Origin of the sequence: Microvirga sp. 3-52, assembly GCF_018383585.1 — a bacterium.
Lineage (GTDB): Bacteria > Pseudomonadota > Alphaproteobacteria > Rhizobiales > Beijerinckiaceae > Microvirga.
In genome coordinates this window covers 1-24,921 of the sequence record NZ_JAHAMK010000001.1, presented here as the reverse complement: position 1 = coordinate 24,921, position 24,921 = coordinate 1, and the positions used below count along the sequence as shown (strand labels likewise).

General features: G+C 63.7%; 36 protein-coding genes and 1 pseudogene. 19 read left to right on the top strand and 18 right to left on the bottom strand.

The features are described from left to right. Window positions 1-140: 140 nt before the first annotated feature. Together KHP60_RS00185 and KHP60_RS00180 are read right to left on the bottom strand one after the other, a co-directional pair. Entirely contained in the window at window positions 141-368 is a 228-nt protein-coding gene (locus KHP60_RS00185; RefSeq protein WP_249688373.1) for a DUF3147 family protein, read from the bottom strand. A 94-nt stretch (window positions 369-462) separates the two neighbouring features. Then, window positions 463-717: a DUF6894 family protein gene (locus KHP60_RS00180; protein ID WP_213561521.1), complete on the bottom strand. Its 255-nt coding sequence runs from the start codon at window positions 715-717 to the stop codon at window positions 463-465. Window positions 718-883: 166 nt separating this feature from the next. Between KHP60_RS00180 and KHP60_RS24900 the strand changes: the two genes are divergently transcribed. Both KHP60_RS24900 and KHP60_RS00170 read left to right on the top strand, forming a co-directional pair. Then, on the top strand, window positions 884-1,042 hold the full coding sequence (locus KHP60_RS24900) for a hypothetical protein (protein ID WP_249688372.1): 159 nt from the start codon (window positions 884-886) through the stop codon (window positions 1,040-1,042). A gap of 362 nt (window positions 1,043-1,404) precedes the next feature. Further along, entirely contained in the window at window positions 1,405-1,749 is a 345-nt protein-coding gene (locus KHP60_RS00170; protein WP_213561520.1) for a hypothetical protein, read from the top strand. A 520-nt stretch (window positions 1,750-2,269) separates the two neighbouring features. Here the strand turns inward: KHP60_RS00170 and KHP60_RS00165 are convergent. Further along, window positions 2,270-2,506 (bottom strand): helix-turn-helix domain-containing protein, encoded by a 237-nt coding sequence (locus tag KHP60_RS00165; protein WP_213561519.1) that lies wholly within the window; start codon window positions 2,504-2,506, stop codon window positions 2,270-2,272. A gap of 98 nt (window positions 2,507-2,604) precedes the next feature. On the opposite strand from KHP60_RS00165, the gene KHP60_RS00160 reads away from it, so the two are divergent. Then, entirely contained in the window at window positions 2,605-2,835 is a 231-nt protein-coding gene (locus tag KHP60_RS00160) for a hypothetical protein (RefSeq protein WP_213561518.1), read from the top strand. Window positions 2,836-2,929: 94 nt separating this feature from the next. On the opposite strand, the gene KHP60_RS00155 is transcribed toward KHP60_RS00160, so the two are convergent. Next, entirely contained in the window at window positions 2,930-3,190 is a 261-nt protein-coding gene (locus KHP60_RS00155; protein ID WP_213561517.1) for a hypothetical protein, read from the bottom strand. A 359-nt stretch (window positions 3,191-3,549) separates the two neighbouring features. Here KHP60_RS00155 and KHP60_RS00150 point away from each other — a divergent pair, with 359 nt between their 5' ends. After that, window positions 3,550-3,846, top strand: coding sequence for a hypothetical protein (locus KHP60_RS00150; RefSeq protein ID WP_213561516.1), 297 nt, complete (start codon window positions 3,550-3,552; stop codon window positions 3,844-3,846). Between the two features lie 236 nt (window positions 3,847-4,082). On the opposite strand, the gene KHP60_RS00145 is transcribed toward KHP60_RS00150, so the two are convergent. Beyond that, entirely contained in the window at window positions 4,083-4,241 is a 159-nt protein-coding gene (locus KHP60_RS00145) for a DUF3309 family protein (protein WP_152710527.1), read from the bottom strand. A gap of 230 nt (window positions 4,242-4,471) precedes the next feature. On the opposite strand from KHP60_RS00145, the gene KHP60_RS00140 reads away from it, so the two are divergent. Together KHP60_RS00140 and KHP60_RS00135 are read left to right on the top strand one after the other, a co-directional pair. Next, window positions 4,472-4,699: a NepR family anti-sigma factor gene (locus KHP60_RS00140; protein WP_213561515.1), complete on the top strand. Its 228-nt coding sequence runs from the start codon at window positions 4,472-4,474 to the stop codon at window positions 4,697-4,699. Further along, window positions 4,696-5,244, top strand: coding sequence for a sigma-70 family RNA polymerase sigma factor (locus KHP60_RS00135; protein ID WP_173946169.1), 549 nt, complete (start codon window positions 4,696-4,698; stop codon window positions 5,242-5,244). The genes KHP60_RS00140 and KHP60_RS00135 overlap by 4 nt, the downstream gene beginning before the upstream one ends. A 63-nt stretch (window positions 5,245-5,307) precedes the next feature. On the opposite strand, the gene infA is transcribed toward KHP60_RS00135, so the two are convergent. The 3 genes from infA to KHP60_RS00120 form a co-directional block, all read right to left on the bottom strand. Further along, window positions 5,308-5,589, bottom strand: a complete 282-nt coding sequence (gene infA, locus KHP60_RS00130; protein ID WP_009494617.1) for a translation initiation factor IF-1 — start codon at window positions 5,587-5,589, stop codon at window positions 5,308-5,310. A 90-nt stretch (window positions 5,590-5,679) separates the two neighbouring features. Continuing rightward, entirely contained in the window at window positions 5,680-5,889 is a 210-nt protein-coding gene (locus tag KHP60_RS00125; protein ID WP_091138623.1) for a cold-shock protein, read from the bottom strand. A gap of 214 nt (window positions 5,890-6,103) precedes the next feature. Next, window positions 6,104-6,364: a hypothetical protein gene (locus tag KHP60_RS00120; protein WP_213561514.1), complete on the bottom strand. Its 261-nt coding sequence runs from the start codon at window positions 6,362-6,364 to the stop codon at window positions 6,104-6,106. A 190-nt stretch (window positions 6,365-6,554) separates the two neighbouring features. On the opposite strand from KHP60_RS00120, the gene KHP60_RS00115 reads away from it, so the two are divergent. The 4 genes from KHP60_RS00115 (at window position 6,555) to KHP60_RS00100 (ending at window position 9,678) form a co-directional block, all read left to right on the top strand. After that, on the top strand, window positions 6,555-7,415 hold the full coding sequence (locus KHP60_RS00115; RefSeq protein ID WP_249688371.1) for a BON domain-containing protein: 861 nt from the start codon (window positions 6,555-6,557) through the stop codon (window positions 7,413-7,415). 142 nt (window positions 7,416-7,557) lie between these two features. Next, on the top strand, window positions 7,558-7,932 hold the full coding sequence (locus KHP60_RS00110) for a hypothetical protein (protein ID WP_213561513.1): 375 nt from the start codon (window positions 7,558-7,560) through the stop codon (window positions 7,930-7,932). 212 nt (window positions 7,933-8,144) lie between these two features. Beyond that, window positions 8,145-8,960 (top strand): nucleotidyltransferase family protein, encoded by an 816-nt coding sequence (locus KHP60_RS00105; protein WP_249688370.1) that lies wholly within the window; start codon window positions 8,145-8,147, stop codon window positions 8,958-8,960. Then, entirely contained in the window at window positions 8,953-9,678 is a 726-nt protein-coding gene (locus KHP60_RS00100) for a metallophosphoesterase (RefSeq protein WP_213561512.1), read from the top strand. The genes KHP60_RS00105 and KHP60_RS00100 overlap by 8 nt, the downstream gene beginning before the upstream one ends. A gap of 49 nt (window positions 9,679-9,727) precedes the next feature. Here the strand turns inward: KHP60_RS00100 and KHP60_RS00095 are convergent, their stop codons facing one another. Further along, on the bottom strand, window positions 9,728-9,949 hold the full coding sequence (locus tag KHP60_RS00095) for a hypothetical protein (RefSeq protein WP_213561511.1): 222 nt from the start codon (window positions 9,947-9,949) through the stop codon (window positions 9,728-9,730). 138 nt (window positions 9,950-10,087) lie between these two features. Between KHP60_RS00095 and KHP60_RS00090 the strand changes: the two genes are divergently transcribed. Further along, window positions 10,088-10,669 (top strand): type 1 glutamine amidotransferase domain-containing protein, encoded by a 582-nt coding sequence (locus tag KHP60_RS00090; RefSeq protein ID WP_213561510.1) that lies wholly within the window; start codon window positions 10,088-10,090, stop codon window positions 10,667-10,669. Between the two features lie 70 nt (window positions 10,670-10,739). On the opposite strand, the gene KHP60_RS00085 is transcribed toward KHP60_RS00090, so the two are convergent. Together KHP60_RS00085 and KHP60_RS00080 are read right to left on the bottom strand one after the other, a co-directional pair. Beyond that, a complete protein-coding gene (locus tag KHP60_RS00085) occupies window positions 10,740-11,789 on the bottom strand; it encodes a Tim44 domain-containing protein (protein WP_213561509.1) in 1,050 nt (349 codons plus the stop codon). 226 nt (window positions 11,790-12,015) lie between these two features. Further along, window positions 12,016-12,291 carry a DUF3072 domain-containing protein gene (locus KHP60_RS00080; RefSeq protein WP_213561508.1) on the bottom strand — a complete coding sequence of 92 codons (276 nt, stop codon included), beginning with the start codon at window positions 12,289-12,291 and terminating at the stop codon, window positions 12,016-12,018. Window positions 12,292-12,473: 182 nt separating this feature from the next. On the opposite strand from KHP60_RS00080, the gene KHP60_RS00075 reads away from it, so the two are divergent. Next, entirely contained in the window at window positions 12,474-13,718 is a 1,245-nt protein-coding gene (locus tag KHP60_RS00075) for a type VI secretion protein ImpB (protein ID WP_213561507.1), read from the top strand. 121 nt (window positions 13,719-13,839) lie between these two features. Here KHP60_RS00075 and KHP60_RS00070 read toward each other — a convergent pair whose 3' ends face one another. Then, window positions 13,840-14,727 carry a branched-chain amino acid aminotransferase gene (locus KHP60_RS00070; protein ID WP_213561506.1) on the bottom strand — a complete coding sequence of 296 codons (888 nt, stop codon included), beginning with the start codon at window positions 14,725-14,727 and terminating at the stop codon, window positions 13,840-13,842. A 160-nt stretch (window positions 14,728-14,887) separates the two neighbouring features. Between KHP60_RS00070 and KHP60_RS00065 the strand changes: the two genes are divergently transcribed. The 3 genes from KHP60_RS00065 to KHP60_RS00055 are packed head-to-tail and all read left to right on the top strand — an operon-like array spanning window position 14,888 to window position 17,535. Next, window positions 14,888-15,421: a MarR family winged helix-turn-helix transcriptional regulator gene (locus tag KHP60_RS00065; RefSeq protein ID WP_213561505.1), complete on the top strand. Its 534-nt coding sequence runs from the start codon at window positions 14,888-14,890 to the stop codon at window positions 15,419-15,421. Between the two features lie 33 nt (window positions 15,422-15,454). Beyond that, the gene (locus KHP60_RS00060; protein ID WP_213561504.1) at window positions 15,455-16,171 is read left to right on the top strand and encodes a response regulator; all 717 of its coding nucleotides are present in this window, start codon (window positions 15,455-15,457) and stop codon (window positions 16,169-16,171) included. Next, window positions 16,168-17,535, top strand: a complete 1,368-nt coding sequence (locus KHP60_RS00055; protein WP_213561503.1) for an ATP-binding protein — start codon at window positions 16,168-16,170, stop codon at window positions 17,533-17,535. The genes KHP60_RS00060 and KHP60_RS00055 overlap by 4 nt, the downstream gene beginning before the upstream one ends. A gap of 64 nt (window positions 17,536-17,599) precedes the next feature. Here the strand turns inward: KHP60_RS00055 and KHP60_RS00050 are convergent, their stop codons facing one another. The 5 genes from KHP60_RS00050 to KHP60_RS00030 form a co-directional block, all read right to left on the bottom strand. Further along, window positions 17,600-17,959, bottom strand: coding sequence for a tRNA-binding protein (locus KHP60_RS00050; RefSeq protein WP_213561502.1), 360 nt, complete (start codon window positions 17,957-17,959; stop codon window positions 17,600-17,602). 18 nt (window positions 17,960-17,977) lie between these two features. After that, entirely contained in the window at window positions 17,978-18,634 is a 657-nt protein-coding gene (locus KHP60_RS00045) for a TetR/AcrR family transcriptional regulator (RefSeq protein ID WP_249688399.1), read from the bottom strand. Between the two features lie 115 nt (window positions 18,635-18,749). Further along, window positions 18,750-19,577 (bottom strand): pyrroline-5-carboxylate reductase, encoded by an 828-nt coding sequence (gene proC, locus KHP60_RS00040; RefSeq protein ID WP_213561500.1) that lies wholly within the window; start codon window positions 19,575-19,577, stop codon window positions 18,750-18,752. 176 nt (window positions 19,578-19,753) lie between these two features. Beyond that, complete coding sequence (locus tag KHP60_RS00035; RefSeq protein WP_009494597.1) at window positions 19,754-20,254, bottom strand: YbjN domain-containing protein; 501 nt, start codon at window positions 20,252-20,254, stop codon at window positions 19,754-19,756. A 243-nt stretch (window positions 20,255-20,497) separates the two neighbouring features. Beyond that, window positions 20,498-20,776 carry an accessory factor UbiK family protein gene (locus KHP60_RS00030; RefSeq protein ID WP_213561499.1) on the bottom strand — a complete coding sequence of 93 codons (279 nt, stop codon included), beginning with the start codon at window positions 20,774-20,776 and terminating at the stop codon, window positions 20,498-20,500. Window positions 20,777-20,914: 138 nt separating this feature from the next. Between KHP60_RS00030 and lgt the strand changes: the two genes are divergently transcribed. The 3 genes from lgt to pgeF are packed head-to-tail and all read left to right on the top strand — an operon-like array spanning window position 20,915 to window position 23,622. Further along, the gene (gene lgt, locus KHP60_RS00025; protein WP_213561498.1) at window positions 20,915-21,772 is read left to right on the top strand and encodes a prolipoprotein diacylglyceryl transferase; all 858 of its coding nucleotides are present in this window, start codon (window positions 20,915-20,917) and stop codon (window positions 21,770-21,772) included. Continuing rightward, the gene (locus KHP60_RS00020) at window positions 21,769-22,845 is read left to right on the top strand and encodes an SAM-dependent methyltransferase (RefSeq protein ID WP_311924476.1); all 1,077 of its coding nucleotides are present in this window, start codon (window positions 21,769-21,771) and stop codon (window positions 22,843-22,845) included. The genes lgt and KHP60_RS00020 overlap by 4 nt, the downstream gene beginning before the upstream one ends. Before the next feature lie 9 nt (window positions 22,846-22,854). Continuing rightward, on the top strand, window positions 22,855-23,622 hold the full coding sequence (gene pgeF / locus KHP60_RS00015) for a peptidoglycan editing factor PgeF (protein ID WP_213561497.1): 768 nt from the start codon (window positions 22,855-22,857) through the stop codon (window positions 23,620-23,622). Here pgeF and KHP60_RS00010 read toward each other — a convergent pair. Beyond that, the gene (locus KHP60_RS00010; RefSeq protein WP_213561496.1) at window positions 23,612-24,367 is read right to left on the bottom strand and encodes an SDR family oxidoreductase; all 756 of its coding nucleotides are present in this window, start codon (window positions 24,365-24,367) and stop codon (window positions 23,612-23,614) included. The two genes, pgeF and KHP60_RS00010, sit on opposite strands and share 11 nt — an antisense overlap. Window positions 24,368-24,661: 294 nt before the next feature. Between KHP60_RS00010 and KHP60_RS00005 the strand changes: the two are divergent. Next, window positions 24,662-24,921 (top strand): annotated as a pseudogene (locus tag KHP60_RS00005) (porin family protein); the annotation flags it as partial.

Genomic DNA, 24,921 nt, shown 5'->3' with positions numbered 1-24,921 from the left:
GAGATTCGCAGCTCTCTTGCGATCGAGCTAGATGTCGATGCCGATCTTCGGCAGAACCCAGACGGTGCCGAGATAGAGCAACATCGTCAGGACGCACGACAGGGCTAAAGCGAGCCAGAACCCGATACCGTGCCGAAGCGTCATCGGGACATCGGCAAAGACGGAAGGACGAACCAGAAAGTTGCCTCCGCATGGCTGGCGATACGCTCCAGGTCAGAGGTATCGCGCCATAGCCAGATGATGCCGAGCAGGGATACCAGCGGCAGCGAGGCAATAAGCCCGCCCAACCCAGGACTGCGCCGTGCGACCTCGGAGATGACCATAACAAGAACGCCTGAAACGGCCGCTTTGATGATCAAGTAGGTCATGGCTCCACACTCTGACCTGAGCACTGCGACCACAACTAGCTCGGCAGGCGGAGCATTCCATAAATGGGCTCTAGGAAATTCACGGACGATCGTCTTACGCGAGCGCGCGCACCGTCCGGCGCACGTTCATCGAGACTTCCACAGTGAACAGCAGGAGGCCGTCTCCGTCCCGGACCCGGACCACGACGCAGACATCAGACGTGCGGCGCTTCGGCAAAGCATCCTGGCTGATCTCAGCCGCAGCGCGGGCGGCCTCGGCTTCAGCGACGGCCAGGTTCTCGTATTCGAAGCCCACATCATCGCGGGTGAAATCATCACCCACGGACACGTCGAAATAGTACCGAGGCACCGCAATCTCCCCTGTTTGGTGAGGTCCTTACATACCACGGAAGAACTCCATTGTTCACGGAGATTTCTGGAATTCCTGCACTCTTAACCTGTGTTATTTCAATGCGTTAACCTGGTTTAACATGCGACGGAAGACCCCGAGAGCCCGCTGCATCACCCATTCCTAAATGGCCTTCCCGCAGAAGCTGGTCAAACAGCGTTTTCGGGTCCAACCTCATCGCCTTGGCCACAGCGATGAACTCGACGTCCTGGCCGCCCGCGCGGCCAGCGAGACGCCGGGGCCGGAGCCGTTCTGGGAGAACTGGGGCCGGTTGAAGGAGGAATAGGCGCGGCGGATTCCAGCGTGATGGGATTTTAGGGAGGTGCTCCGCCTGGGTGGACCGGGCGGGCGCTTCAATGGCCTCGCAAGAGCGCTGGAGCAAATGTGATGATGGCTTCTTCGGCTCCCCCGAAGCCACTTAAACTTCTCCGTACTAATTCTTGCCAGATCTGCCGCGGAATTCTTTCAGAATGGGCTGAAACGATACCGTACCGTCCGTGCGAGGCCTACTCGATCACCTCGTCTCCGCTTTCGTTCAAAATTTGTATCCATCGAGGGTGAGGCGTAAGATTGAGCGCTCTGGGCGCTGCGCCCGTCTCAAACGCTCCTCGTAGCGCCTCGCATTCCCTCAGGAGTGGCATGGGGCGCATGATGAGACGCAGCAATTTCATGATTGGAACCGCCTGTCTGGCAGCGGCGGCTTTCCCGGCCTACTTCGCCTATCAGGTCGCTGAGTGGCCAGGGGTCGCGATTCTCGGCCTCCTGATCACCTGCCTCGCCCTCCGGGTCGAGCTTGAAAGCGAGGGGCCTGTAGGTCACCCCCAGAGCACGGGTGTCCACGCTGCAAGCTTGCAGGGGCGGGACAGCATGTCGGCATCTGAGCGGGCCGCGGTGCGAGCGGATATTGCCGTCAACATGAGAGGCGCCCGAATTGCGCAGGCGGCAGGCAGCGCCTTCCTCGTCTTAGGCATCACCGGCTTCTTCCTTTCCTGATCGGCCGAGGCTTGGCGTTCGCCGCTCATGACGGTGGGCTCGGTGATCCGCCCCCCAATCCCAGGATCGGCAAAAGCTGATCGCCCTTGAACTGGTCTGCGCGCTCGCGTTCCTTCGCCTCGATCTGTTCAGCCGTTGGCGTACAGACGCCCTCACACTCCTTGAACGTGACTACGACATCGTCCAAGGCAAACCTGTCTGGATCGTCTGATCCGGGGCTAGGTTCGCGACGACTGAGGAACCCCAAAAGCGGCCAGTGTGAAATATGGTGCCGGAGCCTCTGGATCGGTGCGCCCATGGCAACCTCCTCTCATCCAAAGTGACTCTACGTTACACGATAGCACGATTCCACCGAGCTCCCTAAACAGCCTCATCGGCCTTTCCTGAAACACGAAAGACAGCTCTGGGCCGACGTTGAGTCTCGCGTCGCCGAGACGCTTCGAGCCGTCTCATCAACAGCGGGAATAAGAACAGGCTACGTCAGACGGCGCGATGCGGAGCACAGCGGCTGAGAAGAGCCCTAATCCCACATCACCTGATCAATCAGCGCTCTCGGATCCAGCTTCAACGCCTCGGCCACAGCAATGAACTCGACGACGTCGAGCTGCCGTTCGCCGCGCTCGTATTTGCTGACAAAGGTCTTGTAGGCTCCCATCCTCTCGGCAAGCTCGTCCTGTGTCAGGCCGGCCTTCTTGCGCGCAGCCTTCAGCAGGGCGCGAAGGCGCTCCTGGCGTTTCGTATGGATGGATTTCTGCATACCCAGCCCAAGTGTCGGGCAGGCGAAGTATGCTGTTTCAGCAAATTAGCCAAAATAGCTATTTCCTATTTTCGCTAATTTCGTTACACGCTCAGGTTATGCCCACCTCCTGCAAACGCTCCCGCGAAGCCTCCCTCTGGCGCCGGCTCGACCCGGCGCAGGCGAGCCGGGTCATGGTCGGCTGCTATGGCCAGGGGGCCGGGGCCGAGGTGCTGCTGCGGGCCTTCCTGGAGGAGCGGGACCTGAACCCCGCCGCGGTGCGGTTCTGGCTGCGGGTCTATGCCATCCTGTCCCGGGGCTCCGAGGACGGGGCCTCGCCGCCGGTCTGACGCAGCGTCAGCATCTTGCATGGAACAGGGCGGCCGGCGCTTCACCCGGGCCGCTTCTTCCATGCATCAGCTTCCATGGATCAGCTTCCATGCATCACGGGGCCGTGCCGGTCAGGACCTGTGTCACCCAGGCGCCGGCCTCCTCGGGCGTCGCGAACAAGGGCGCATTGCTCACGTCGCATCGGCCGAACCCGGCCTCCAGGTGCCATTGTCCCATCTGGTCGGGGGCATGAGCCTCGCCGTCGAGGCGGACGATCACGGCCGTCAGCTGGGTGTCGGCGAAGATAAGCCGGCCCTCGCTGTCGTGGCCGTCGATCAGGACGCTGACCGGCTGGAAAGAGATGTCGAGGGGCATGGCGTTCCCCTGGTTTCCGGCGGGACCTCACGGCTCCCTCGGCCGCCGGCGCCTGGGCGACCTTGCCGGCGGCAGGCCATTGTAGGCCCTTCCGGAGCACAGCTCCAGGGCGCTTCGATCGACGGCATCACGGGCATCCGTGCTTCGCGGCTTCGGGCCCGCACGGGCCGGCGACAGGCCCCTCCCGTCATGGGCAAATCGGAGACACCGAAGAATTTCGCAAGAATTTCGCAAGAATTCTGGATGTGTGACGCACTTCACAGCGGCGGCGGCCGAAGTGGTTCAAAGTCCATTCATCGCCAACAGAGAGAGCATCTCAGGCGGTCTTGAGAGTAACGCCAACTTGAAGAGGCACGACCATGGAAAATTACCAGTTCTCCGACAACGACATCTTCCAGGACGTCTACAACACGGCCCTAGGCGGCAACGCGACCTCGGCCCAGGTGGCCAGCATCGCCGATCCCGATGCCCTGCTCGATGCCGGCAGCAGCTGGTTTGGCGGCGGCTCCAACGTGCAGGAATCCTTCAACGACATCGATCAGTTCGCGGTCAACACGGCCATCGGCGGCAACGCCACCTCGGCCCAGGTGGCTTCGATCTCGGATGGCGACACGCTCGTCGATACCGGCCACGACATGTTCGGGCTGTACTTCTAACCTTTGCCTCCCGGAGCGCCATAGCCGCAAGCCGTGGCGCTCCACTCCTCCTCCCTCCCCGACCCGCTCCTGTTTCCCGCCCTCCCGAACGCTCGGGAGCGCGGCCTTTTCGTTGCCTGGCGACGTCGTCGGATCCACGCCATCCCATATCGCCCCCCATTCGCAGCAACTGATCTCTTCCCGAAAAAGGAAGGGCGGCCCGACGGCCGCCCTTGGCGTTTTCTGGGCCGAAGGCCTTAGAGCCGTCCCATCAGCAGCAGGATGATGAGGATGAGCAGGACCACGCCCAGGAGGCCGCTCGGGCCGTAGCCCCAGCCGCGGCTGTGGGGCCAGGCGGGCACGGCGCCGATGAGCAGCAGAATGACGAGAATGAGCAGGATGGTGCTGAGTGCCATAGAGAAATCTCCCTCCATTGCGCCGCCTCGATGGGGGCGGCATTCATCGAGGGAAACTTGGCCGTAAGGGAAAAAGTTCCCGCGCCCTTTCCCTGTGGATGAGTGCCGAAAGGGCAGCGCCCGCGGCGGAACGATCACCCTGGCTTGACGTTAGCTCCACGGCGATTGGGTGCCGCCGTCAGTGCGACCCCTGCGGGAGGTCGCTACCTTCGATGGACCAGGACAATCCAATGCAAAAGAAAAAGCCATCCTACATTCCCCACGACGATCCAGAGCCGATTCCTGGCCTCAGCACATCCGCATCCCCTGCCCTCAGCCGCTCGGTCCAGGCCCAGATCGGCCAGCGACTGCGCCAGTTCTACGATGCCCTGGCGCTGGGCGAGCAGCCCGTGCCGGACCGGTTCATCGAGATCATCAACCGGCTCGACGGAGTGAAGGGAGAGAAGCAGCAATCATGAGTATCGACATCGATTTGCGCGACTCCATGCTCAAGGCGACGCCGAATCTGCGCGCCTTTGCCATTTCGCTGACGAACAATGTGGATCGCGCCGACGACCTCGTGCAGGAGACCCTGATGCGGGCGATCGCCAATATCGACCGCTTCCAGCCCGGCACGAACATGCAGGCCTGGCTCTTCACCATCCTGCGCAATCTGTTTCATTCCGAATACCGCAAGCGCCGCCGCGAGGTGGAGGATGCGGACGGCAAATATGCGGCGGCGCTCTCGGTGCAGCCGGACCAGCTGCCCCATCTCGATTTCGAGGATCTGCAGAAGGCGCTTGCCCGTCTGCCCCACGACCAGCGCGAGGCGCTGCTGCTGGTGGGCGCCTCGGGTTTCTCCTACGAACAGGCGGCGGAGATCTGCGGCTGCGCGGTCGGCACGATCAAGAGCCGCGTCAACCGCGCCCGTAACCGGCTGGCCGAGCTGATGCACTTCACCGACATGGAGGAGGATCTCGGCCCGGACCGCGTCACTCTCTCGGTGATGCACGCGGTCGCGTGACAGGCCTCGAGGCAACCAAGGATCTGCAACCGATAGGCGCGCCCGAAAGGTGCGCCTATCGTTTTAGCGGCGCCGGAACTGCTGGTTGCCGCGCTGCGGCGGACGCGGACCGGAAGAGGCACCCGAATCCTTATGACGGAAGATGAGCCGGCCCTTCTCCAGATCGTAGGGCGACATCTCGACGGTCACGCGGTCGCCGGCGAGCGTCTTGATGCGGTTCTTCTTCATCTTGCCGGCTGTGTAAGCGATGACCTCGTGCCCGTTATCGAGTTGCACGCGATAGCGCGCATCGGGCAGAATTTCGGTCACAAGTCCTTCAAAGGTGATCAGTTCTTCCTTTGCCATGCAAAGCCTTCCTCATAACAAAAAAGCCGCCCCTGAATCGGAACGGCCATATGCAAGAGGACGTGCAGGCACGTCCTCCGGCATCAAACCTTATGCGTTCTGCAGGTTCACTGCAGAAGCGCGACCGGTGCGCTGATCGGTCTGAAGCTCGTAGGAGATCTTCTGACCTTCGCGCAGGCCGCGCATGCCGGCACGCTCGAGCGCCGTGGCGTGAACGAACACGTCCTTGCCGCCGTTATCGGGCTGGATGAAACCATAACCCTTGGTTTCATTGTACCACTTCACGGTTCCCGTTTCCATGGGAATTCCTTTCACTGTCGTTTGCACGTGGATGTGGGCCAAGGGCCAGTCATCCGCTAGTCGATAGATGGTAGAGAAGGAACGTGCGCTCGGCAGTGCCAAAGCGGGAAGCCCAGTCGTCCGGCCAAATGTCGATGGAATTTACCTAAGGCACAGATGGGGCAATTACAAGGCAAAGGTCGGTTCCGTGCCGACGAGGGAATTTCTTTGAAAGTCAGGGTTTTCGGAGGTCCCGGATCGCCGACACGATGCCTTGGAGCGCTTCCTCGCCGGCCGGCGTGAAGACGATCTCGCGGCCATCGGCCTTGATCAGGCCCCGCCCGTCGAGTTCGTCCACGGCGGCGGCGCTCGCCCTGTGGCCGGCACCGTCCTTCTGGACCACGCTGCGGACCCGCTGTCCGCTCGACAACTCATGATAGGCGGCAAAGGCGAAGACCGCCAGCGCCTCGTCGCTCAACCCGGACAGATCCGCCATCGCTCAACCTCGGTTCGTCTGAAAATCCTGTCCCGGTCAATGCGAAGGCGGGACAGGCGTTCAAGCGGAGCGTTAAAAACCATGGCCGCGGCCCGGCCGCCCGGGCAGGAACAGACCTCCGCGTCTTCACGTTGGTTGCGCAAATGCCACCCTCGAGTGGCCCGAACTCTCAACAACGAGGAGCGCTCTCATGGCCAACGAACGCCGCTACGGCAACCAGGATATGGACTGGCGCGACCGCGAGGACGACGGCTACATCGCTCGCCGCGGCTTCGGCAATCGCAGCGCCGGCTACGACAGCGGATCCCGCTCGGACGAGGATTACGGCCGGCGCCGGAACCGCGATGTCCCGGAACGGGATTTCGGGGATTCGGCCGGCTACGGCACCGGCGGATCGGCCCTCGACTGGCACGACGTGGTCGGCGACGACCGGGGCGGCTACGAGCGGCCCTTCTTCGGCACCGACCGCCGCCGCGACCCGGATCAGTTCGGGCAGGACCGCTACGGCCGGGATCGCTCCGGATCGGAGAGCTTCGGACGCGGCTCGCGCGACTACAACGAGGATCGCGGCTTCTTCGAGCGGGCGGGCGACGAGGTCCGGTCCTGGTTCGGCGACGATGACGCGGAACGGCGTCGCGACAGGGACATGCGCGAGGCCGGCCAGCATCGCGGACGCGGGCCGAAAGGCTATCAGCGCTCCGATGCCCGCATCATGGAGGACGTGAACGACCGCCTCACGGAAGATCCCCATATCGATGCCTCCGAGATCGAGGTGCGGGTGGAAGGGCGCGAGGTCACGCTCACCGGCACCGTGAACAGCCGCTTCGAGAAGAGGCACGCTGAGGATCTGGCCGAATCCGTCTCAGGCGTCACCCATGTGCAGAACAATCTTCGTATCCAGCAACAGGCGGATGCAGGCATCGCAGGCACCATGATGTCCGGTCCAGGCGCTGCGGGAGCCGGCAGCACCGGCGTGCCGGAGACCACGGGCACCGGCACGGTCGGGGCGACCCGGAGGCGAACCGGCGGATCCTCGGGCAGCGGGATCTGACCGATCACGGTCTGCACGTCGTCGGTTTACCAGGATGCGCTTCTCCCCTTGGGGACGAGGCGCATCTGTCGTACCAAGGCCTTTGCCTTTCCCTTGACGAAGGCGCTCCCCATATGGGGGGACGGGAAAGACGAGGACGCTCATGGCAGGAATTTCCGTCACGCTCGAAGGCGACAACATCCAGCTGGCATTTCAGAAGGGCGAGCAATCGACCGCCGTGGTCATGGACCCCCATGCCGCCCGCTCGCTGGTCAGGGCCGTCAGCCAGTTGCTCTCCGCCATCGGCGAAAGCGGCGAGGAAGGTGACGACATGCCCGAAGAAATGGTCGACGTGACCTCCCAGACGATCGATGTCGGCATGGACGAGCACGGCATGGCCGTGGTGGCTCTTCAGGCCGGCATGATGCCGCCCTTCCTGCTGCGCCTGAAAGACGACGAAGCCCGCCACATCGCCCAGAGCCTGCTCGAGATCCTCAACAGCCCGCGGGATGCCCGCGTCTCACACGGAGATCACTAGGCCCAACCAAGCCTCATCGAATTCTTTCTCCGGCAGCAGACTAAAGAGCCGCTTCGGATTCCTGGTTCTGCTGCGGGGTGTTCGATCATCGATCCCTGCCCCCTTTGCCGACTGACAGCAGTTTCCGGCAATAAGCTTGGCCGGTACGGAACTTCACTACGGCCATTCTGTTGTCGAACGCGGGGCATTCTCGGCCGCGCTTGGACAAGGCCATGGCAGTTCACGATCCAGATCTCGTTTCCGGTGCTCATCCGGGCGTTCCGATGATGGACGCCAAGGCGGAACCGACCCTCAAATATCCGGAATCCGAAGCGTTCTATGCGGAGGCGCTTCGGGAGCTGAATCATCTCGGACTGCCCTTCCTGCTCGCCGGCACCTACGCATTGTCAGCCTATACGGGCATCACGCGCCCGACCAAGGATCTCGACATCTTCTGCAAGGCCGGGGACTACACGCGCGTCCTGTCGCATTTCAAGAGCATCGGCTATTCCGTCGAGATCGAGGACGACCGTTGGCTCGGCAAGGTTTTTAAGGGCCAGTACTTCTTCGACGTGATCTTCGCCTCGTCCAACGGCACCATGCCGATCGGCGACCCATGGTTCGAGCGCGCGCGCCAGATCGAGGTCTTCGGCTCTCCCGTGCGCATCGTCGGTCCGACCGAGCTCGTCTGGTCGAAATGCTTCATCCAGCTGCGCCACCGCTATGACGGCGCGGACGTGGCGCACACGATCCTCAAGGCGCACGACCAGATCGACTGGCACGCGCTGCTCGCCTACATGGAAGTTCATTGGGAGGTGCTTCTCATGCACCTGCTCAACTTCCGCTGGATCTACCCATCCGAGCGCGACAAGGTCCCGCGCTGGGTGATGGACGAGCTTCTCGACAGGCTCGCCAAGCAGCTCGATCTTCCGCCACCGCAGATGAAGGTCTGCCGCGGGCGGATGTTCTCCCGCATCGATTACGAGATCGATGTGAAGCAATGGGGCTTCGCCGATGTGGGCGGCGAAGGTGAATGGCGGAATGAGTGACGAACCACGGCAAACGATGAGGGTTGCCGCCATCGGCGACCTTCACGTTCGTGAAGACAATGCGGAATCCTACCGTGAGCTCTTCGGAGAGATCTCCCGGGAAGCGGACGTTCTCGTCCTGGCCGGCGACCTCACGGATCTCGGCAAGCCGAAGGAGGCGGAGCTTCTCGCCCAGGATCTGAAAGCCTGCTCAATCCCGGTCGTGGGCGTGCTCGGCAATCACGATTACGAGTGCGGCGCGCATGAAGAGGTCGCCCATATCCTGCGCGATGCCGGCCTGAAGCTGCTCGACGGGCAATCGGTCGAAATCGACGGTGTCGGCTTCGTGGGCGTCAAGGGATTCGCCGGCGGCTTCGGGCGGCGCATGCTGGGCTATTTCGGCGAGCCGGCGATGAAGCAGTTCGTCAATGAGACGATGAACGAGACGCTGCGGCTCGAAAATGCCATGCGCCACGTTCGCGCCAAGCGCTCCGTGGTCATTCTTCATTATGCGCCGATCGTCGAGACGATCGAAAGCGAACCCCTGGAGATCTATCCCTTCTTGGGCTCGTCGCGCCTCGCCGAAACCATCGACCGCTTCAAGGTGAACGCCATCGTTCACGGCCACGCGCATCGCGGCCGCTTCGAGGGCCGTACGCCCGGTGGGCAGCCGGTCTACAATGTCGCCAAGCATATCGAGAAGCCGACCGGCAAACCCTACGCCATCATCGAAGTATGAGCCGGCCCGCAAAGCGCCGTCGGCTCATGATACATAGCCGGCTTTCGGCTCAATAGCGCGTACCGGGATCGGTCGGATTGCCCGGCAGGTAATCGGGCTCGGAACCCGGCCCCTTCGGATCGGTGATCCCGGGATCGTTGACGGGATACGGCGTGCGAGGTCCCGTCGGGCCGATATCCGGCTCCTCATCGGGTACGGAGCCTGGCGGCACCTCGCTCGGGATGTTGCCGCCGGGCACAGGATCGTTGGTCGGCATTCCTGGATTGACCATCGTTTCTTCCTCGTTTCTCGAAATCCGTGATTGGGTCAACAGGACCGCGCCGCCAGGGTTCCGACAGGGGCATGTGCGGAACCCCCGCCCGCAAGATCCGTTCTCAAGCAGATTCCCCGCAAACAATGGAGAACGCCAATGCCTGACATCAAACAGGCCAAGATCCTCATCATGGCCACCGACGGCTTCGAACAGTCCGAGCTGATGGTGCCGCAAGAAAAGCTCGCGGATGCCGGCGCGACGGTGGAAGTCGCTGCTCCGAAATCGCGCATGAAGTCCGGCAAGATCTACGGCTGGGACAAGACGGATTGGGGCAAGACCGTATCGGTCGACAAGGACATCGACGATGTGGATCCGGCGGATTACGATGCGCTCGTTCTGCCCGGCGGCCAGATCAATCCCGACAAGCTGCGCACCGAGGCGAAGGCCATCGAGATCATTCGCGCCTTCTATTCCTCCGGCAAGACCGTCGCCGCCATCTGTCACGCGCCCTGGCTTCTCATCGAAGCAGGCGTGATCAAGGGCAGGAAATGCACGTCCTATCATTCGATCAAGACGGATGTGATCAATGCCGGCGGCGAATGGCGCGACGAGACGGTGGTGACCGACCAGGGCCTCATCACCAGCCGCAACCCCGGCGATCTCGATGCCTTCGTAAGCAAGATCATCGAAGAGGTCCGCGAGGGCTCTCATGCGGGCCGCCGCCAGGCCGCCGAATAATCTCTGTTGCCCCGGACATGAAAAAGCGGCCGGTTCTCACCGGCCGCTTTCCTATTGGCATCGGGCGCTTTTAAGCATGCTGGATCGCGGAGATCTTCCAGGGACCGCCCTGATCGCGGCGGAACGTCCAGAGCTCCGTCGCCTCGTCGATCTTCTGCGGGTCGCCTTCCACCACGCGGCCTGTGGCCCTGTCGGTCATGACATCGGTGATGGCGAAGCGCATGGCGACGGTGGCGTAATCCGTGGTGCCCTCACGCCAAGCCTCCGACAGGTCGCCCTGGTTGAGGCGCACGTTGGAGAGCTTGTTCACGACGCCGCGGGCCGCGTTGTCGTTGAGCTCTTCCTGGATGTAGCCGGCCATTTCGGGAGTCGCCAGCGTCCAGAGCTTGGCGACGTCCTCCCGCGAATAGGCATCCTGCATCTCGACGAGACCACGCTCGAAAGCCGCGTAATCCTTCTCGCCGATGCCGATCTCGTCACGCACGCCCGGACGGGCCTGCGCCTGCTGCGGCCTGCCGCCGAGGGCGCCACCCAAGGCTCCCCCGAGACCACCGCCCAGGCCGGACCCTAAGCCGCCGCCGAGGCCGCCGCTCATGGGCCGTCCGCCCGTCGGGGGCACGCTGCCGCCCATGGAGCGGGCATAGCCCTGGCCAGCGCCTGCATAAGCGGGCTGCTGGCGCCTGTTGCGGAACCATTTCATGGCGAAGGAGACCACCAGGACCACGAGGCCGATCTGGAGCAGGAGCCCGAAGATCGAGGCGAGACCGCCGAGGCCGCCGAAGAAGCCCTGGCCGAACAGCATGCCGAGCAGGCCTGCGCCGAAGAGACCGGCCATCAGGCCCGTGCCGAAGCCGAAGCGGCGCGGCTGCGCCACGTTCGGGGCCGGGGTGCCGGGACGGGCGACATTCGGACCCTGGTTCGGAATCTGCGAACGCTGGATCGGGGCAGCCGCTTCAGGAGCCGTCCGGGTCGCCGGCGGAGCCGTATAGGTGCGGGCGCCGCGCGATCCGAAGCTGCCGCTTCCGCGCCCGACGCGAGCCTCTGCCGCGCTACCGGCGAGGACCAAGGCGGCCGCCAGGGCAACCATCACCCGACTGCGGCGAGAAGCAAATTTCATCATCGTCTTCGTTTCATCCCTTTGGAGCACGATGCTCCCATGGGGACAATGTGGTGATGCCCTGAGGGTTGCGGAAGGGTCACGCAATCCGATTTTGGCCAAGCCTTTAGGCGCACCCTGCCCTTCCCGTCATCATCGGCCTGTGCCGGTGATCCCGGTCCGAAAGCGGCAGCCTCACAAGGCGGGATGGCCGGGGCATGCCCGGCCATCTCATCGAAATGTTAAGCTTTCAATGCTTCTGCTTGTGCTTCAACTGATCGATCCGCTTCGAGGCCTCGGCCTTGCCGAGGTTGGGATCGAAGGCCTTCGGATCATGGGCCTGCTCGGACAGGGTCTTCAGATAGGAAGCCTGGGCACCGGTCATCGGCTCGTCGCCGGAGACCCACTCGTCCGGATCCTTGATCTGGTTGTCGGAGAGGTCAGGATTGGCCTTCGGATTACCTGCCTCTGCGGAAGCTTTATGGTTAACGGCAGAACGGCTCGTCGCTTTACCATGCGATGACATGTAGGACTCCTATTGTTCCTGTTTCGTTCTGGAACAGGAACACTCCCGCAGAGCATTGGTTCCTCAAGGAAAGGCGGATTACTCCCGCCGATTATTCCCCGTTATCCACAGATCACGCCCTCGACTCGCCGCCAAGCCTGTGTTCTTGATCTGTTCCATCGACACGATGCGGGTGGACGGCGATGCGCAAACCGACGAGCCTCGAACGGCTCTATGTCGACTTCGATTCCTTCTTCGCCAGTGCCGAACAGCATCTCCAACCGCACCTGCGTGGCAAACCCGTCGGGGTGATTCCGGTCGATTCCGAGCATACGGGGCTCATCGCCGTCAGCCGGGAGGCGAAGGCTCTGGGGCTCAGGCGCGGCACCTTCGTACGCGAGGCCCGCAAGCAATGTCCTGGTCTCGTTCTCGTGACGGCGCGGCACGAAGTCTATGTGGGACTGCACCACGCCATCGTCGAAGCGATCGAGACGGTGGTTCCGGTCAAGGCAGTCTGCTCCATCGACGAGATGCTCTGCGCCCTCCTGCCCGCCGAGTGGCCGCAGGCGCTCAGCATGGGACAGCGCGTCAAGGAGGTCATCGCCCGCGACATCGGCCCCACCCTCACCTGCTCGGTCGGCCTCGGTCCCAACGATCTCCTGGCCAAGATCGCCGCCGAAATGGAGAAGCCCGACGGCCTCGTGGCCCTTCATCCGGACGACCTGCCCGGCCGCCTGCTTGCCCTGGACCTGACGGAGGTTCCGGGCATCGCCCGGGGCAATGCGGCGCGCCTTGCTCGGGCAGGCGTTACTGACATGGCCGCGCTCTGGCGGCTCCAGCCGAAGGAACTGCGCCGGCTCTGGGGCAGCGTCGAGGGGGAGCGGCTCTGGATGGGGCTGCACGGCTATACGGTGGAGCGCCCCGAAACCCGGCGGCGGATGTTCGGCCATGGGCGTGTCCTACCCGCCGACTGGCGCTCCATCGGCGGCGCCTACGCGGCCGCCCGTGTCCTCCTGGCGAAGGCCTCGGCCCGGATGCGCCGAGCCGGATTCTCGGCCCGGGCGCTCGCCCTCTGGCTCACCGACAGGCACAGCGCAGGGTGGCACGGGGGAGAGCATTTCCAGCCGACCTGGGACGATCCGTCCCTGCTGGCATCCTTAAGCCGCCTCTTCTTCCATGCTGAGCGGGAAGAGATGCATGGCAGTCGCAGCGTGCATGTCGCCCTGCACGATCTGGTGCCGTTGGCCGAGATCGAGGAGGATCTGTTCGATCATACGCCGGAGGCGCAGTTCAAGCGCCGGATGGAGTCCCTGTCCGTCATTGCCGACCGGTTCAACACCAGCCACCGGAAGGCGCTCCTGCATTGGGGTCCCTGGGTCACGATCCCCGGAGGCTATGCGGGCGCGAAGATCGCCTTCAACCGCATTCCGGACGTGGAGGACTTTTAGATCTCCTTCATCGTCATGGCCGTGCCCGTCACGGTCATCCACGCCTTCTCCAAGGGCCTAAAACGATCATGCCCGGCACGGGACCGGGCATGACGCGGACGCGTAGAGAAAGCGAGAAGCCTTAGGCCGCCTTGCTCTTGGGCTGCACCTCGGCCGAGTAGTCTTCCATCAGAACCTTGGTCATGTTGCCGGGCTGGAAGGTGTAGGGGCCGATCTCCGACACGGGGGTCACTTCCGCCGCCGTCCCGGTGATGAAGCACTCGTTGAAGGATGACAGCTCCTCCGGCATGATCCGGCGCTCCGCCACCTCGAAGCCGCGGCGCTTGGCAAGGTCGATCACCGTGCGGCGGGTGATGCCGTCGAGGAAGCAATCGGCGATCGGCGTGTGCACGACGCCGTCGCGGATGAAGAACACGTTGGCGCCGGTGCATTCGGCCACGCGGCCCTGCCAGTCGAGCATGAGCGCGTCGGCATAGCCCTTCCGCTCAGCCTTATGCTTGGAGATGGTGCAGATCATGTAGAGGCCCGCCGCCTTGGCCGTGGACGGGGCCGTGGCCGGATCCGGACGGCGGTATTCCGCCATGTCGATGCGGATGCCCTTCATCTTCTGGGCCGGGTCGAAATAGCTCGGCCATTCCCAAGCCGCGATGGCGAGGTGGATCTTGTTGTCCTGCGCGGCGACGCCCATCATTTCCGATCCGCGCCAAGCGACCGGGCGCAGATAGGCATCGATCATGCCGTTCTTCTCCAGCACGAGGCGCTTGGCCGCGTCGATCTCGGCCACCGTGTAGGGGATTTCGAAATCGAGGATCTGGGCCGATTTCTTGAGGCGCTCCGAGTGCTCGGTCGACTTGAAGATCTCGCCGCCATAGGCGCGCTCGCCTTCGAACACGGAGGATCCGTAATGCAGCCCGTGCGAGAGGACGTGGAGCTTGGCATCTGCCCAGGGTACGATCTGCCCGTCATACCAGATCCATCCATCACGTTGATCGAAGGGGGGCGCGGACATCGTTTTCTCCTTGCTTGCCGACCTATGTGGCAACCGGGGCCGTGTAATTTCCGGTTTGCTTGCAGCCGATTTCAATTTCATTCATTTCGCCTAAGCGGCTTGACGAGTAACAATCGTCCTGAGATATGTCAACAAGGCTGACATAAAAATTGGGAACAGGATGGTGCCAGACGCAATTCCGGCTTTGAAACCTCAGCAACCCGGCAAGGATGCAGGCAAGGACATCTTGGCCGAGCAGCCGGCCTACGACCTCATCGAATTGTTCTTCTTCGCCTATCGCGACTTCGTCAGCGATCCCGACAGGATTCTGGACGAATACGGCTTCGGGCGGGCCCATCACCGGGTCCTGCATTTCGTCAGCCGCCAGCCGGGCCTGACGATTGCTGAACTTCTGGATATCCTGAGGATCACGAAGCAGAGCCTCAACCGGGTCCTGAAGGAACTCATCGAGAAGGATTTCATCGAGAGCCGGATGGGCACCTCCGACCGGCGCCAGCGGCTGCTTTTCGCCACCGCCAAGGGCCACGATCTGGCCTTGAAGCTCGCCAAGCTGCAGACCCGCCGCATCATGCGGGCCCTGTCCGAGATGGATCCGGAGGCGAAGGATACGGTCAGCCGCTACCTGCTGCGCCTCATCGATCCGGACGACAGCGCCCATGTGAAGCAGCTCGTATTCGGTCTCAAGAAAACCTGATAAGCAGGGCCCGACAAAGCAGCTTGAACCCCGATGGATGCACGCATCGACATTCCCGACCATGCCCCGCACGTCCTCGTGGTCGACGACGACCGCCGCCTGCGCGACCTGCTGGCCCGCTTTCTCACCGAGAACGGTTATCGGGTGACGGCTGCGGCCAGTGCAGCTGAAGCGCGGGCAAAGGCAGGAAATTTCGTCTTCGATGCCCTCGTGCTCGACGTGATGATGCCCGGGGAGACCGGGTTCGAATATGCCCGCAGCCTGCGTGAGCACTCGCAGGTGCCGATCCTGATGCTCACGGCCCGGGCCGATGCGTCCGACCGGGTCATGGGCCTGGAAATCGGCGCGGACGACTACCTGCCCAAGCCCTTCGAGCCGCGCGAGCTGCTGCTGCGCCTCGGCAACATCCTCAAGCGTGCCCTGCCCGTGCCGGGCGCGCCGGGCGCCGACGTGCCGGACGTCATCCATTTCGGCCCCTTCTCGTATCGCTTCGACCGCGGGGAGCTGCGGCGTGGGGATGAGGTGGTGCGCATCACGGAGCGGGAACGCGAGATCCTGACGATCCTCGGCAGCCATGCCGGCGACAATGTTCCGCGTGAGGCGCTCGCCGGCAACGGCATTGCCGCCAACGAGCGCACGGTCGACGTTCAGATCAACCGGCTGCGCCGCAAGATCGAGATCGACCCCGCCAACCCTATGCTTCTCCAGACCGTGCGCGGCATCGGCTACCGCCTCGTGATCGATCGATGAAGATTGGAGCGACCCTCCGCTATTCGCCCCTCGACCATGCTGCGCGCTGGTTCGGCCGCTTCCTGCCGAAAGGGCTTTACGCCCGCGCGCTCATCATCATCATCGCGCCCGTGATCCTGCTGCAATCCGTCGTCGCCTACGTGTTCATGGAGCGGCACTATCAGCTTGTCACGCGGCGTCTGTCCTCGGCGGTCACGGCGGATATCGCGGCGCTCATCGACATCTATGAGAGCTATCCACAGGACAAGGATGCGAGCACGCTCGCGCGCATCGCTTCGGAACGCCTGCAGCTCGACGTGGACATCCTGCGCAACACCGATCTGCCTCCGCCCGGCCCAAAGCCCTTCTTCGACATTCTCGACGAGACCCTGACGGACGAGCTGCGGCGACAGATCGACCGCTCATACTGGATCGATACGGTCGGACGTTCGAGCTATGTGGAAGTGCGCATCAAGCTCGATCAGAACAACGTCATGCGCATCCTTGCGCGGCGCAGCCAGGCCTACGCCTCCAATTCGCACATCTTCCTCGTTTGGATGGGAGGCTCATCCTTCGTGCTGCTTGGCATCGCGATCCTGTTCCTGCGCAACCAGATCAGGCCGATCCTGCGGCTTGCCGAAGCCGCAGAAGCATTGGGCAAGGGCCGCGAGATCGAGTTTCGTCCCCGTGGCGCCCGCGAGGTGCGTCAGGCCGGCCACGCCTTCATGGAAATGAAGCGGCGCATCGAGCGCAACATCGAGCAGCGCACGACCATGCTGAACGGCGTCAGCCACGACCTGCGCACCATCCTCACCCGCTTCAAGCTCTCGCTCGTCTTCCTGGGCCAGACACCGGAGGTGGAGGACCTCAAGCGCGACGTGGACGAGATGAGCCGCATGCTCGAAGGTTATCTCGCCTTCGCGCGCGGTGACGGCGGCGACGCGGGCGAACAGGCGGTCGCCACCGATCTGCGGCAGCTTCTCGAGGAAGTGCAGTCCGATGCCGAGCGCCAGGGCCATGTGACGGAACTCGACATCATCGGCGACCCGATCATCACGGTCCGCCCCGACGCCTTCCGACGCCTCCTGTTCAATCTCGTGTCCAACGCGGCGCGACATGGCGACCGCATCGAGATCACCGCCAATCACGAAACGCGCTGGCTCGTTCTGCATGTGGACGACGACGGGCCGGGCATCCCGGCGGACATGCGCGAGGAAGTCTTCAAGCCGTTCGTGCGCCTGGACGAAGCACGCAATCAGGACGAGGGCGGATCGGGCCTCGGCCTTGCCATCGCCCGCGACGTCGCGCGCTCCCACGGCGGCGACATCATGCTGGGCGAAAGCCCGCTCGGGGGCCTGCGCGCAACGGTGCGGCTGCCGGCGTAGGCACCTTCACTCATGACGTCATCCCGGCTCTGCTCCGCAGCCCCGTGACAACATCTGCGCCGCACTAATACAGCCGCCCGCCCACCGGCACGTCGCGATCCGGACGGATCAGCATGACATCGCCATTGGCATCCGGCACGCCGAGCGTCAGGACCTCCGACATGAACGGTCCGATCTGGCGCGGCGGAAAGTTCACCACCGCCATCACCAGCGATCCGACGAGATCCTCCGGCGAATGATTGACCGTGATCTGCGCCGAGGATCGCTTGATGCCGATCTCGGGGCCGAAATCGACAGTGAGCTTGAACGCCGGCTTGCGCGCCTGCGGAAACGGCTCCACGGCAACGACCCGGCCGACGCGAATGTCGACCTTCAGGAAATCGTCGAACGTGATCGGCGCTGTTATCGAGCTCACCTGATCCATTGTGCCTCTTGATCTCTCTTAGATCGCCGCTGCCGGGTTCTGCGTGTCGCCGTTGCCTTCGCTGGAGCGGCGCGTCTCGGAGCGTGTCGATCTGCGGCCCTGCATCAGGGCCCGTCCGACCGCGCGCAGAGGCGCGCTCAGGCGACGCAGGTCCTCGGCGCCCTCCAGGATGCGCTCGGCGCGGCGCAGTTCCCGGTCGAGCCGCGCCATGGTCTTGGCGAGCGTCGGATCGTCGTCGTCGAGCCAGGTGCGCATGGTGTTGGCATAGACCAGAACCGCTCCCTGGAGCTTCAGCTTCCCGAGCGGCCCTTCCGTGTTGATGCCGGCAGCGGCGAGCATGAAGCGCTGGGAATTGAGCGACACCTGATTGAGAGCGGCAAGCGAGACGGGATCGTACTGCAGATCCTGCGAGATGCGCCGCAGAGCTTGCTTATGGGGCTGCAAGGCATCGAAGCGGCGCATCAGCACGTCGAAGATGCGTTCGCGCGCGGGCTCCCCGGCAAGGTCGTCGGTCGTTCCCTCCAGCACCTGCCGGTCGATCTGGCGCGAGAGCGCGCCGAGCACGGCGCCCTTCGAGGGAAAGAGATCGCGGAACTCGGCAAGCGACACATTGGCGGCCTTCGCGATATCGCCGATCTCGATCTCGCTCCAGGACCGCCGCGAAGCGAGATCCATGAGTGCCTCGACGATGGCCTTGCGCTTATCCGTGGGAACATCAGCGGTCACGATCGATCTCCTGAGTACTGTCCATTGCAGTTTAATCTAGGAACCGAGAGCCACATTCCCAACATCAGCCTGCAAGTTCCTCCGCGCGCCGCTTGGCGGCCGCCACGGCCTCGCGCATGAGCGCCTTCAGACCGTTGGGTTCGCGCATGAGGACTTCGAGCGCGGCTGCCGTGGTGCCGCCGGGCGAGGTGACGTTCTGCCGGAGCGTGGCGGGCGGCAGCTCGCTCTGGAACAGGAGTTCCCCGGCGCCGGTGACCGTGGCCCGCGCGAGGCGCTGCGCCAGATCCGGCGGAAGGCCGGCAGCCGTGCCGGCGTCAGCGAGGCATTCCACGAGGTGGAACACATAGGCCGGGCCCGAGCCCGACAGGGCCGTGACCGCATCGATCAGATCCTCCGAGGGCAGCCATTCGACGATGCCGTTGCTGCTCAAAAGCGCATCGGCCGTCAGGCGCTGGGTCTCGCTCACCTTCTCGTTGACGGCCGCCCCGGTCGCCCCTCGCCCGATGCTGGCGGGAAGGTTGGGCATGGCCCGCACGATGGCGCTGGAAGCGGGAAGCCTGGAGCGAAGATCACCGATGGTCTTGCCGGCGAGGATCGAAATGATGAGGGTCTGCGGCCCGAGAATGCCATTCAGCGCGGGGGCAGCCTCGTCGAGCATCTGCGGCTTGATGGCCAGTATCAGCACGTCCGCGGCGGCAGGATCGGCAGGATTCAAGGAGATGCCCTTCGTCCGGCAGAACATCGTCATCTCCTCGGATGGCTTGGGATCGAGAACGGTCACGTCCTCAGGCTTCATGCCGACCTTGAGCCAGCCCTCCAGCATGGAACCGCCCATCTTGCCGGCACCGACGAGGATGAGAGATGACGGCAGATGCGGGGTGTTCGACGACATGAATTTACCCTGACGGAAGGGATGCGGGAGGCCGCACTCTATTCACCACCACCCTGCCCTGTCGAGGCAGGTCCCGCGCATCGTGCGGAAAAGTGGTTCCGGTTTTCCGCACGATGCACCAGTTAAAAACCGAGCATCGGACCCAAAAGTGCAAAACCACCTTTGGGTCCGATGCTCTAGGCCTCGCCCTCGGTTTCGAACAGGACGGAGTCGAGAGCCTCGCGGGCCGACTTGCCGGCCCAGATCACGAACTGGAAAGCCTGGAAGTACCGTTCGCACGCTTCGACCGCGACCCGCAGCATGGTTTCGCATTGCCCATCGGTCGGATCGGCTCCGCCCGCCAGCAGCAGCGCATGGCGGAACATCACCACGTTTTCCGTGCTCCACAAGTCGAAATGCCCGACCCAGAGCTGCTCGTTGACGGAGGAGATGAGCTGGAGCACTTCCTGCCGCCGCCGCTCGGGAACCTTGAGGTCGAAGGCGCAGGCCATATGCATGGCCTCCACGTCCTCGATCCAGGTGAAGGCGACATCGTAATCCGCCCAGCGACCTGCCACTGAGATGGACATCTCATCCGCTTCGGCCCGGTCGAAGATCCAGTGCCGCAGGGAAGCGAGGCGCTCAACCACATCGAGAGGATGTTCCGAGCGATCGATTTCAAGATGAATCTGCGACATGTCGATCCTGGACGCTCAATTGCCTGAATATGGTAAACATATCCGGCAACACCATTGCGTTGATCCGGGCGACATTCGAAAGAAGTACTCAGAATACCTTCGATATTCCGAGATCCCGCTGTCGCCACCTCGAATCAGCTTATGAATCGACAGTCTTAGATTTCGGCCTTTGTCACAATGCGCCGGATTCACCTGTCCACAACAGGAGGCCCGCGCCGGGCGCAGGTCGGATTCCCGCCCGGATCAAGGCGTCGCCGGGTTCACGCCGGCGGTGGAGGCCAGCTTCGCTTCGAGGTCCTTCACCCGGGCTTCGAGCCGGTCGTTCTCCTCACGGGCTGCCACGACCATCTCGCGCAGGACCTCGACCTCCTCGCGGGTGGCGACGTCCATATCCTTGATCAGGCGCTCGAATTGACTGCGGACCACGCTCTCGACCTCTTTCCGGACGCCCTGTGCGGCTCCCGCGGCATCGGTGGCGAAGCGGGCGAGTTCATCGAAGATCCGGTTGGACGATTGAGTCATGGGTTCAAATCCGCAGCGTTCGACGGGCTTTCGAGGCCCTGGAACGTCACACATGGGCGCATTCGCCGCAAACTGCAACAGGGTTGACGATCGGGTTCCGGCGGGTCCAATGGCAACCCATTCGAACAAGGCCCGCTCATGCCGCTCTCCTTTCCCATCATCGATCCCGTGGCCATCGCCATCGGGCCCTTCGCGATCCGCTGGTATGCCCTCGCCTATGTGGCCGGCCTCCTGGGCGGCTGGTTCTATGCCAAGCGCCTCGCGGCAAGGGCCGATCTCTGGAGCGGCTTGAGACAGCCCAAGCCCCTGGACGTGGACGATCTCATCGTGTGGGTGGCCCTCGGTGTCGTGCTCGGCGGGCGGGCCGGCTACGTGCTGTTCTACAACCTGGCCTCGTATCTCGCCCATCCGCTGGAGATTTTCGCCATCTGGCGCGGCGGCATGTCGTTCCATGGCGGCTTCCTCGGAGCCGTGCTCGCCATCGTGCTCTTTGCCCGCTCGCGCGGGCTCAACCCGCTGGCCATGCTCGACATGGCCGCGGTGGTCACGCCCATCGGGTTGTTCTTCGGGCGCATCGCCAATTTCATCAATGGCGAGCTCTGGGGCCGCCCTGCCGCCGATTTTCCCTATGCGGTGGTCTTTCCCCATGCGGGTCCTGAGCCCCGGCATCCGAGCCAGCTCTATGAGGCCCTGGGCGAGGGCTTGATCCTGTTCATCGTCATGGCGTTTGCCGCACGCCGGTTCGGCTTCCGCCGTCCCGGCCTCCTCGGCGGCATCTTCGTGCTGGGTTATGCGGTGGCCCGCATCGTGTGCGAATTCTTCCGCGAACCGGACGCACAACTGGGCTTCCTGTTCGGATCCTCGGTGCAGGCGTTCAGCGGCGGCATCACCATGGGGATGCTTCTGTCGGTCCCCATGGCTCTGGTCGGCATCGGCTTTATCGTCATGGCGGTGCGCGGCTATACGCGGCCCTCGAGAACGGTTGAGGCCGCGTGAGCGCTCTGAAGGACAGCTTGCGCGAGTTGATCGCGCTCGAAGGGCCGGTCACGGTCGAGCGCTATATGGGCCTGTGCCTTCGGCACTACTACGCGACCCGCGATCCGCTGGGTCTGGCCGGCGACTTCACCACGGCTCCCGAGATCAGCCAGATGTTCGGCGAGCTGATCGGCCTGTGGCTGCTGGAGGTCTGGAACGGGATGGGGCGCCCCTCCGATTGCCGGCTCGTCGAGCTGGGGCCGGGCCGCGGCACTCTCATGGCCGATCTGCTGCGGACGACACGGCTCCTGCCCGACTTCAAAGCGGCCGCCACCGTGCATCTCGTCGAGACGAGCCGGTCCTTGCGGCCGAAGCAGCAGGCCGCCCTCGCCTCCTCGGACTTCTCCCTCCACTGGCACGACCGGATCGAGGATGTGCCTCCGGGCCCGACCCTTCTCGTCGCCAATGAGTTTTTCGACGCCCTGCCGGTGCGCCAGTTCGTTGGAACGGAGCGCGGCTGGTGCGAGCGCCTGGTAGGTCTCGAGGGCGAGCGCCTGATCTTCGGCCTGCGCCCGGAGCCCGAGCCCGCTCTCGGCACGCCCCTGCGCCTCGGCGACATCCTGGAATGGCCGGCGGCCTCCATCGACGTGATCAGCGAACTCGCCCGGCGATTGGCAGTTGATATGGGCGCGGCCCTGATCCTCGATTACGGCTATCGGGGCCCCGCCTTCGGAGACACGCTGCAGGCGCTCAAAGCGCACAAACCGGTCGATCCCCTGGAGGAGCCGGGGGAAGCGGATCTCACGACCCACGTCGACTTCCATCGCCTCGCCCAGGCCGCAGCAGCGCAAGGCGCCAGGGCTCACGGCATCGCCACTCAGGGCGATTTTCTCCTGGCGCTCGGCCTCGAGGCCCGTGCTTCCGCCCTAAAGGCGCGCGCCACACCTGCACAGGCCGCCGATATCGACCGGGCGCTGGCGCGACTGACGGAGCGCGGCCCGACGGGCATGGGCGATCTGTTTAAGGTTTTGGCCGTTACACATGAGGCGATTGCAGCCGTCCCCGGATTGCCCGCCCTCTCCCTCTCTCCCTGAGATCGAGCCATGTTCATTCAAGCGCCCGCCCTCTCCTCCCATTCCGGCATCCGCCATGCGTTCTTCACCCGCCAGGGCGGCGTGTCGGACGGGATCTACGCCTCCCTCAACGGCGGCATCGGGTCGTCGGACGAACCCGCGAAGGTGCAGGAGAACCGCCGCCGCATGGCGGAGGCGCTGGGTGTCAAGCCCGATGCCCTGATCAGCGTCTATCAGGTCCATTCACCCGATGCGGTGATCGTGGAAGGCCCCTGGCGGGGCGAGCGGCCCAAGGCGGACGCCATGGCCACGGCGACGCCCGGCCTCGCCCTTGCCATCACCACGGCGGATTGCGGGCCGGTGCTGTTTACGGATTTAGATGCGCGCGTGATTGGAGCCGCCCATGCAGGCTGGCGCGGCGCCGTGACCGGCGTGCTCGAATCCACCCTGACGGCCATGGAGCGGCTCGGCGCCCGTCGGGAAAGGATCGTCGCGGTGCTCGGCCCGACGATCAGCCAGAAGGCCTATGAGGTCGGCCCCGACTTCATCAAGCGCTTCACTGACGAGGCGCCCAGGCACGAGCGCTTCTTCCGGCAAGCCGAGAAGGCGGACTATGCCATGTTCGACCTTCCAGGCTTCATCGGCGCGCGGCTCGAGGCCGCGGGTGTCGGCGAGTTCACCAATCTCGACCTCTGCACCTATTCCGATGAGAAGCGGTTCTTCAGCTACCGCCGCACCACTCATCGCAAGGAGCCGGATTACGGCCGGCTGATCTCGGCAATCGCGCTCACTCCTTGATGCCGGCCACATCCGGCGTCTCCCAGGCGAGATGCTGACCGCCATCGACGGCGATCATCTGGCCGGTGACGCTGCGCGCCTGTGCAAGGTAGAGCACCGCGTCGGCGATCTCGTCGGGCGTGCCGCCATGGCCGAGCAGCACCGCGCTGCTCTGCTTAGCGAAATCCTCATCGCCCTGCCGGACGTTCGACAATGTCGGCCCCGGCCCTATGGCGTTGACGCGGATTCGCGGGGCCAGCGCCTGCGCCATCGTCTGCGTGGCGGAGAACAGGGCCGCTTTTGTGAGCGTGTAGGAGAAGAACTGCGGCGTCAGTTTCCACACGCGCTGATCGACGATGTTCACGATGCTTCCCAGCCTGTCGGCGGGCAGCTGATGCGCGAAGTCGCGGGCGAGGAAGGCCGGGGCGCGCAGGTTGACGGCGAAATGCCGATCCCATCGATCCTGCGCGAGCGTCTCGATCTCATCGGGCTCGAACTCGGACGCGTTGTTGACGAGGAGGGTCAGGGGGCCGAGCGCCCGGACGGCCTCCGGCACCAAACGCTCGACGGCCCTCCCGTCCGCGAGATCGGCCTGGACGACGGAGGCTTGGCCGCCCTGTTCCCTGATGCGGGTTGCGATAGTCTCCGCCTCGTCGGTCGAGCGGCGACAGTGAATCGCCACCGCATAACCCTCGGTCGCGAGCCGCTCGACGATTCGCCGCCCGATGCGCTGCGCGCCGCCGGTCACGAGGGCACCTTTGTTCATGATCAACCCCTTGAAATGTAAGCACATCACAGCAATTCAGCGTGTCGGACAAGAAAATGACATTTTTTCGCTCTGACGTCGAACCAACGGCCAAGCTGTGCGTTTAGGAGTCCAGCAATGCTTAAGGGGAAAACTCGCACATTGCCGCCACAATCCTGCCACGGTGGTCTTCCGCGCTGTGGTTGTCAGGTCACAGCCCTCGGCCGGTTGTCGCTCTATAAACGGACAGTGCTTGGCTTGACCCAACGGGAAACCGGGTCGAGTTCGCATGACATCGATTAGGAAAGAGAAACCATGAAGAAAATTCTTCTCGCCAGCGTCGCTCTCTTCGGCTTTGCCGGAGCTGCTTCCGCTGCGGACCTCCCGATCCGCTCCGCTCCTCCGGCTCCGATCGTTGCTGCTGTTCCGGTCTTCACCTGGACGGGCTTCTACGTCGGTGTGAACGCCGGCTACGGCTGGGTTTCGGATGACCGCATCGTCGATCCGGTTTTCGGCTTCACCGGCGGTGATGACGAAGGCGGCTTCGTCGGTGGTGGCCAGATCGGCTACAACTA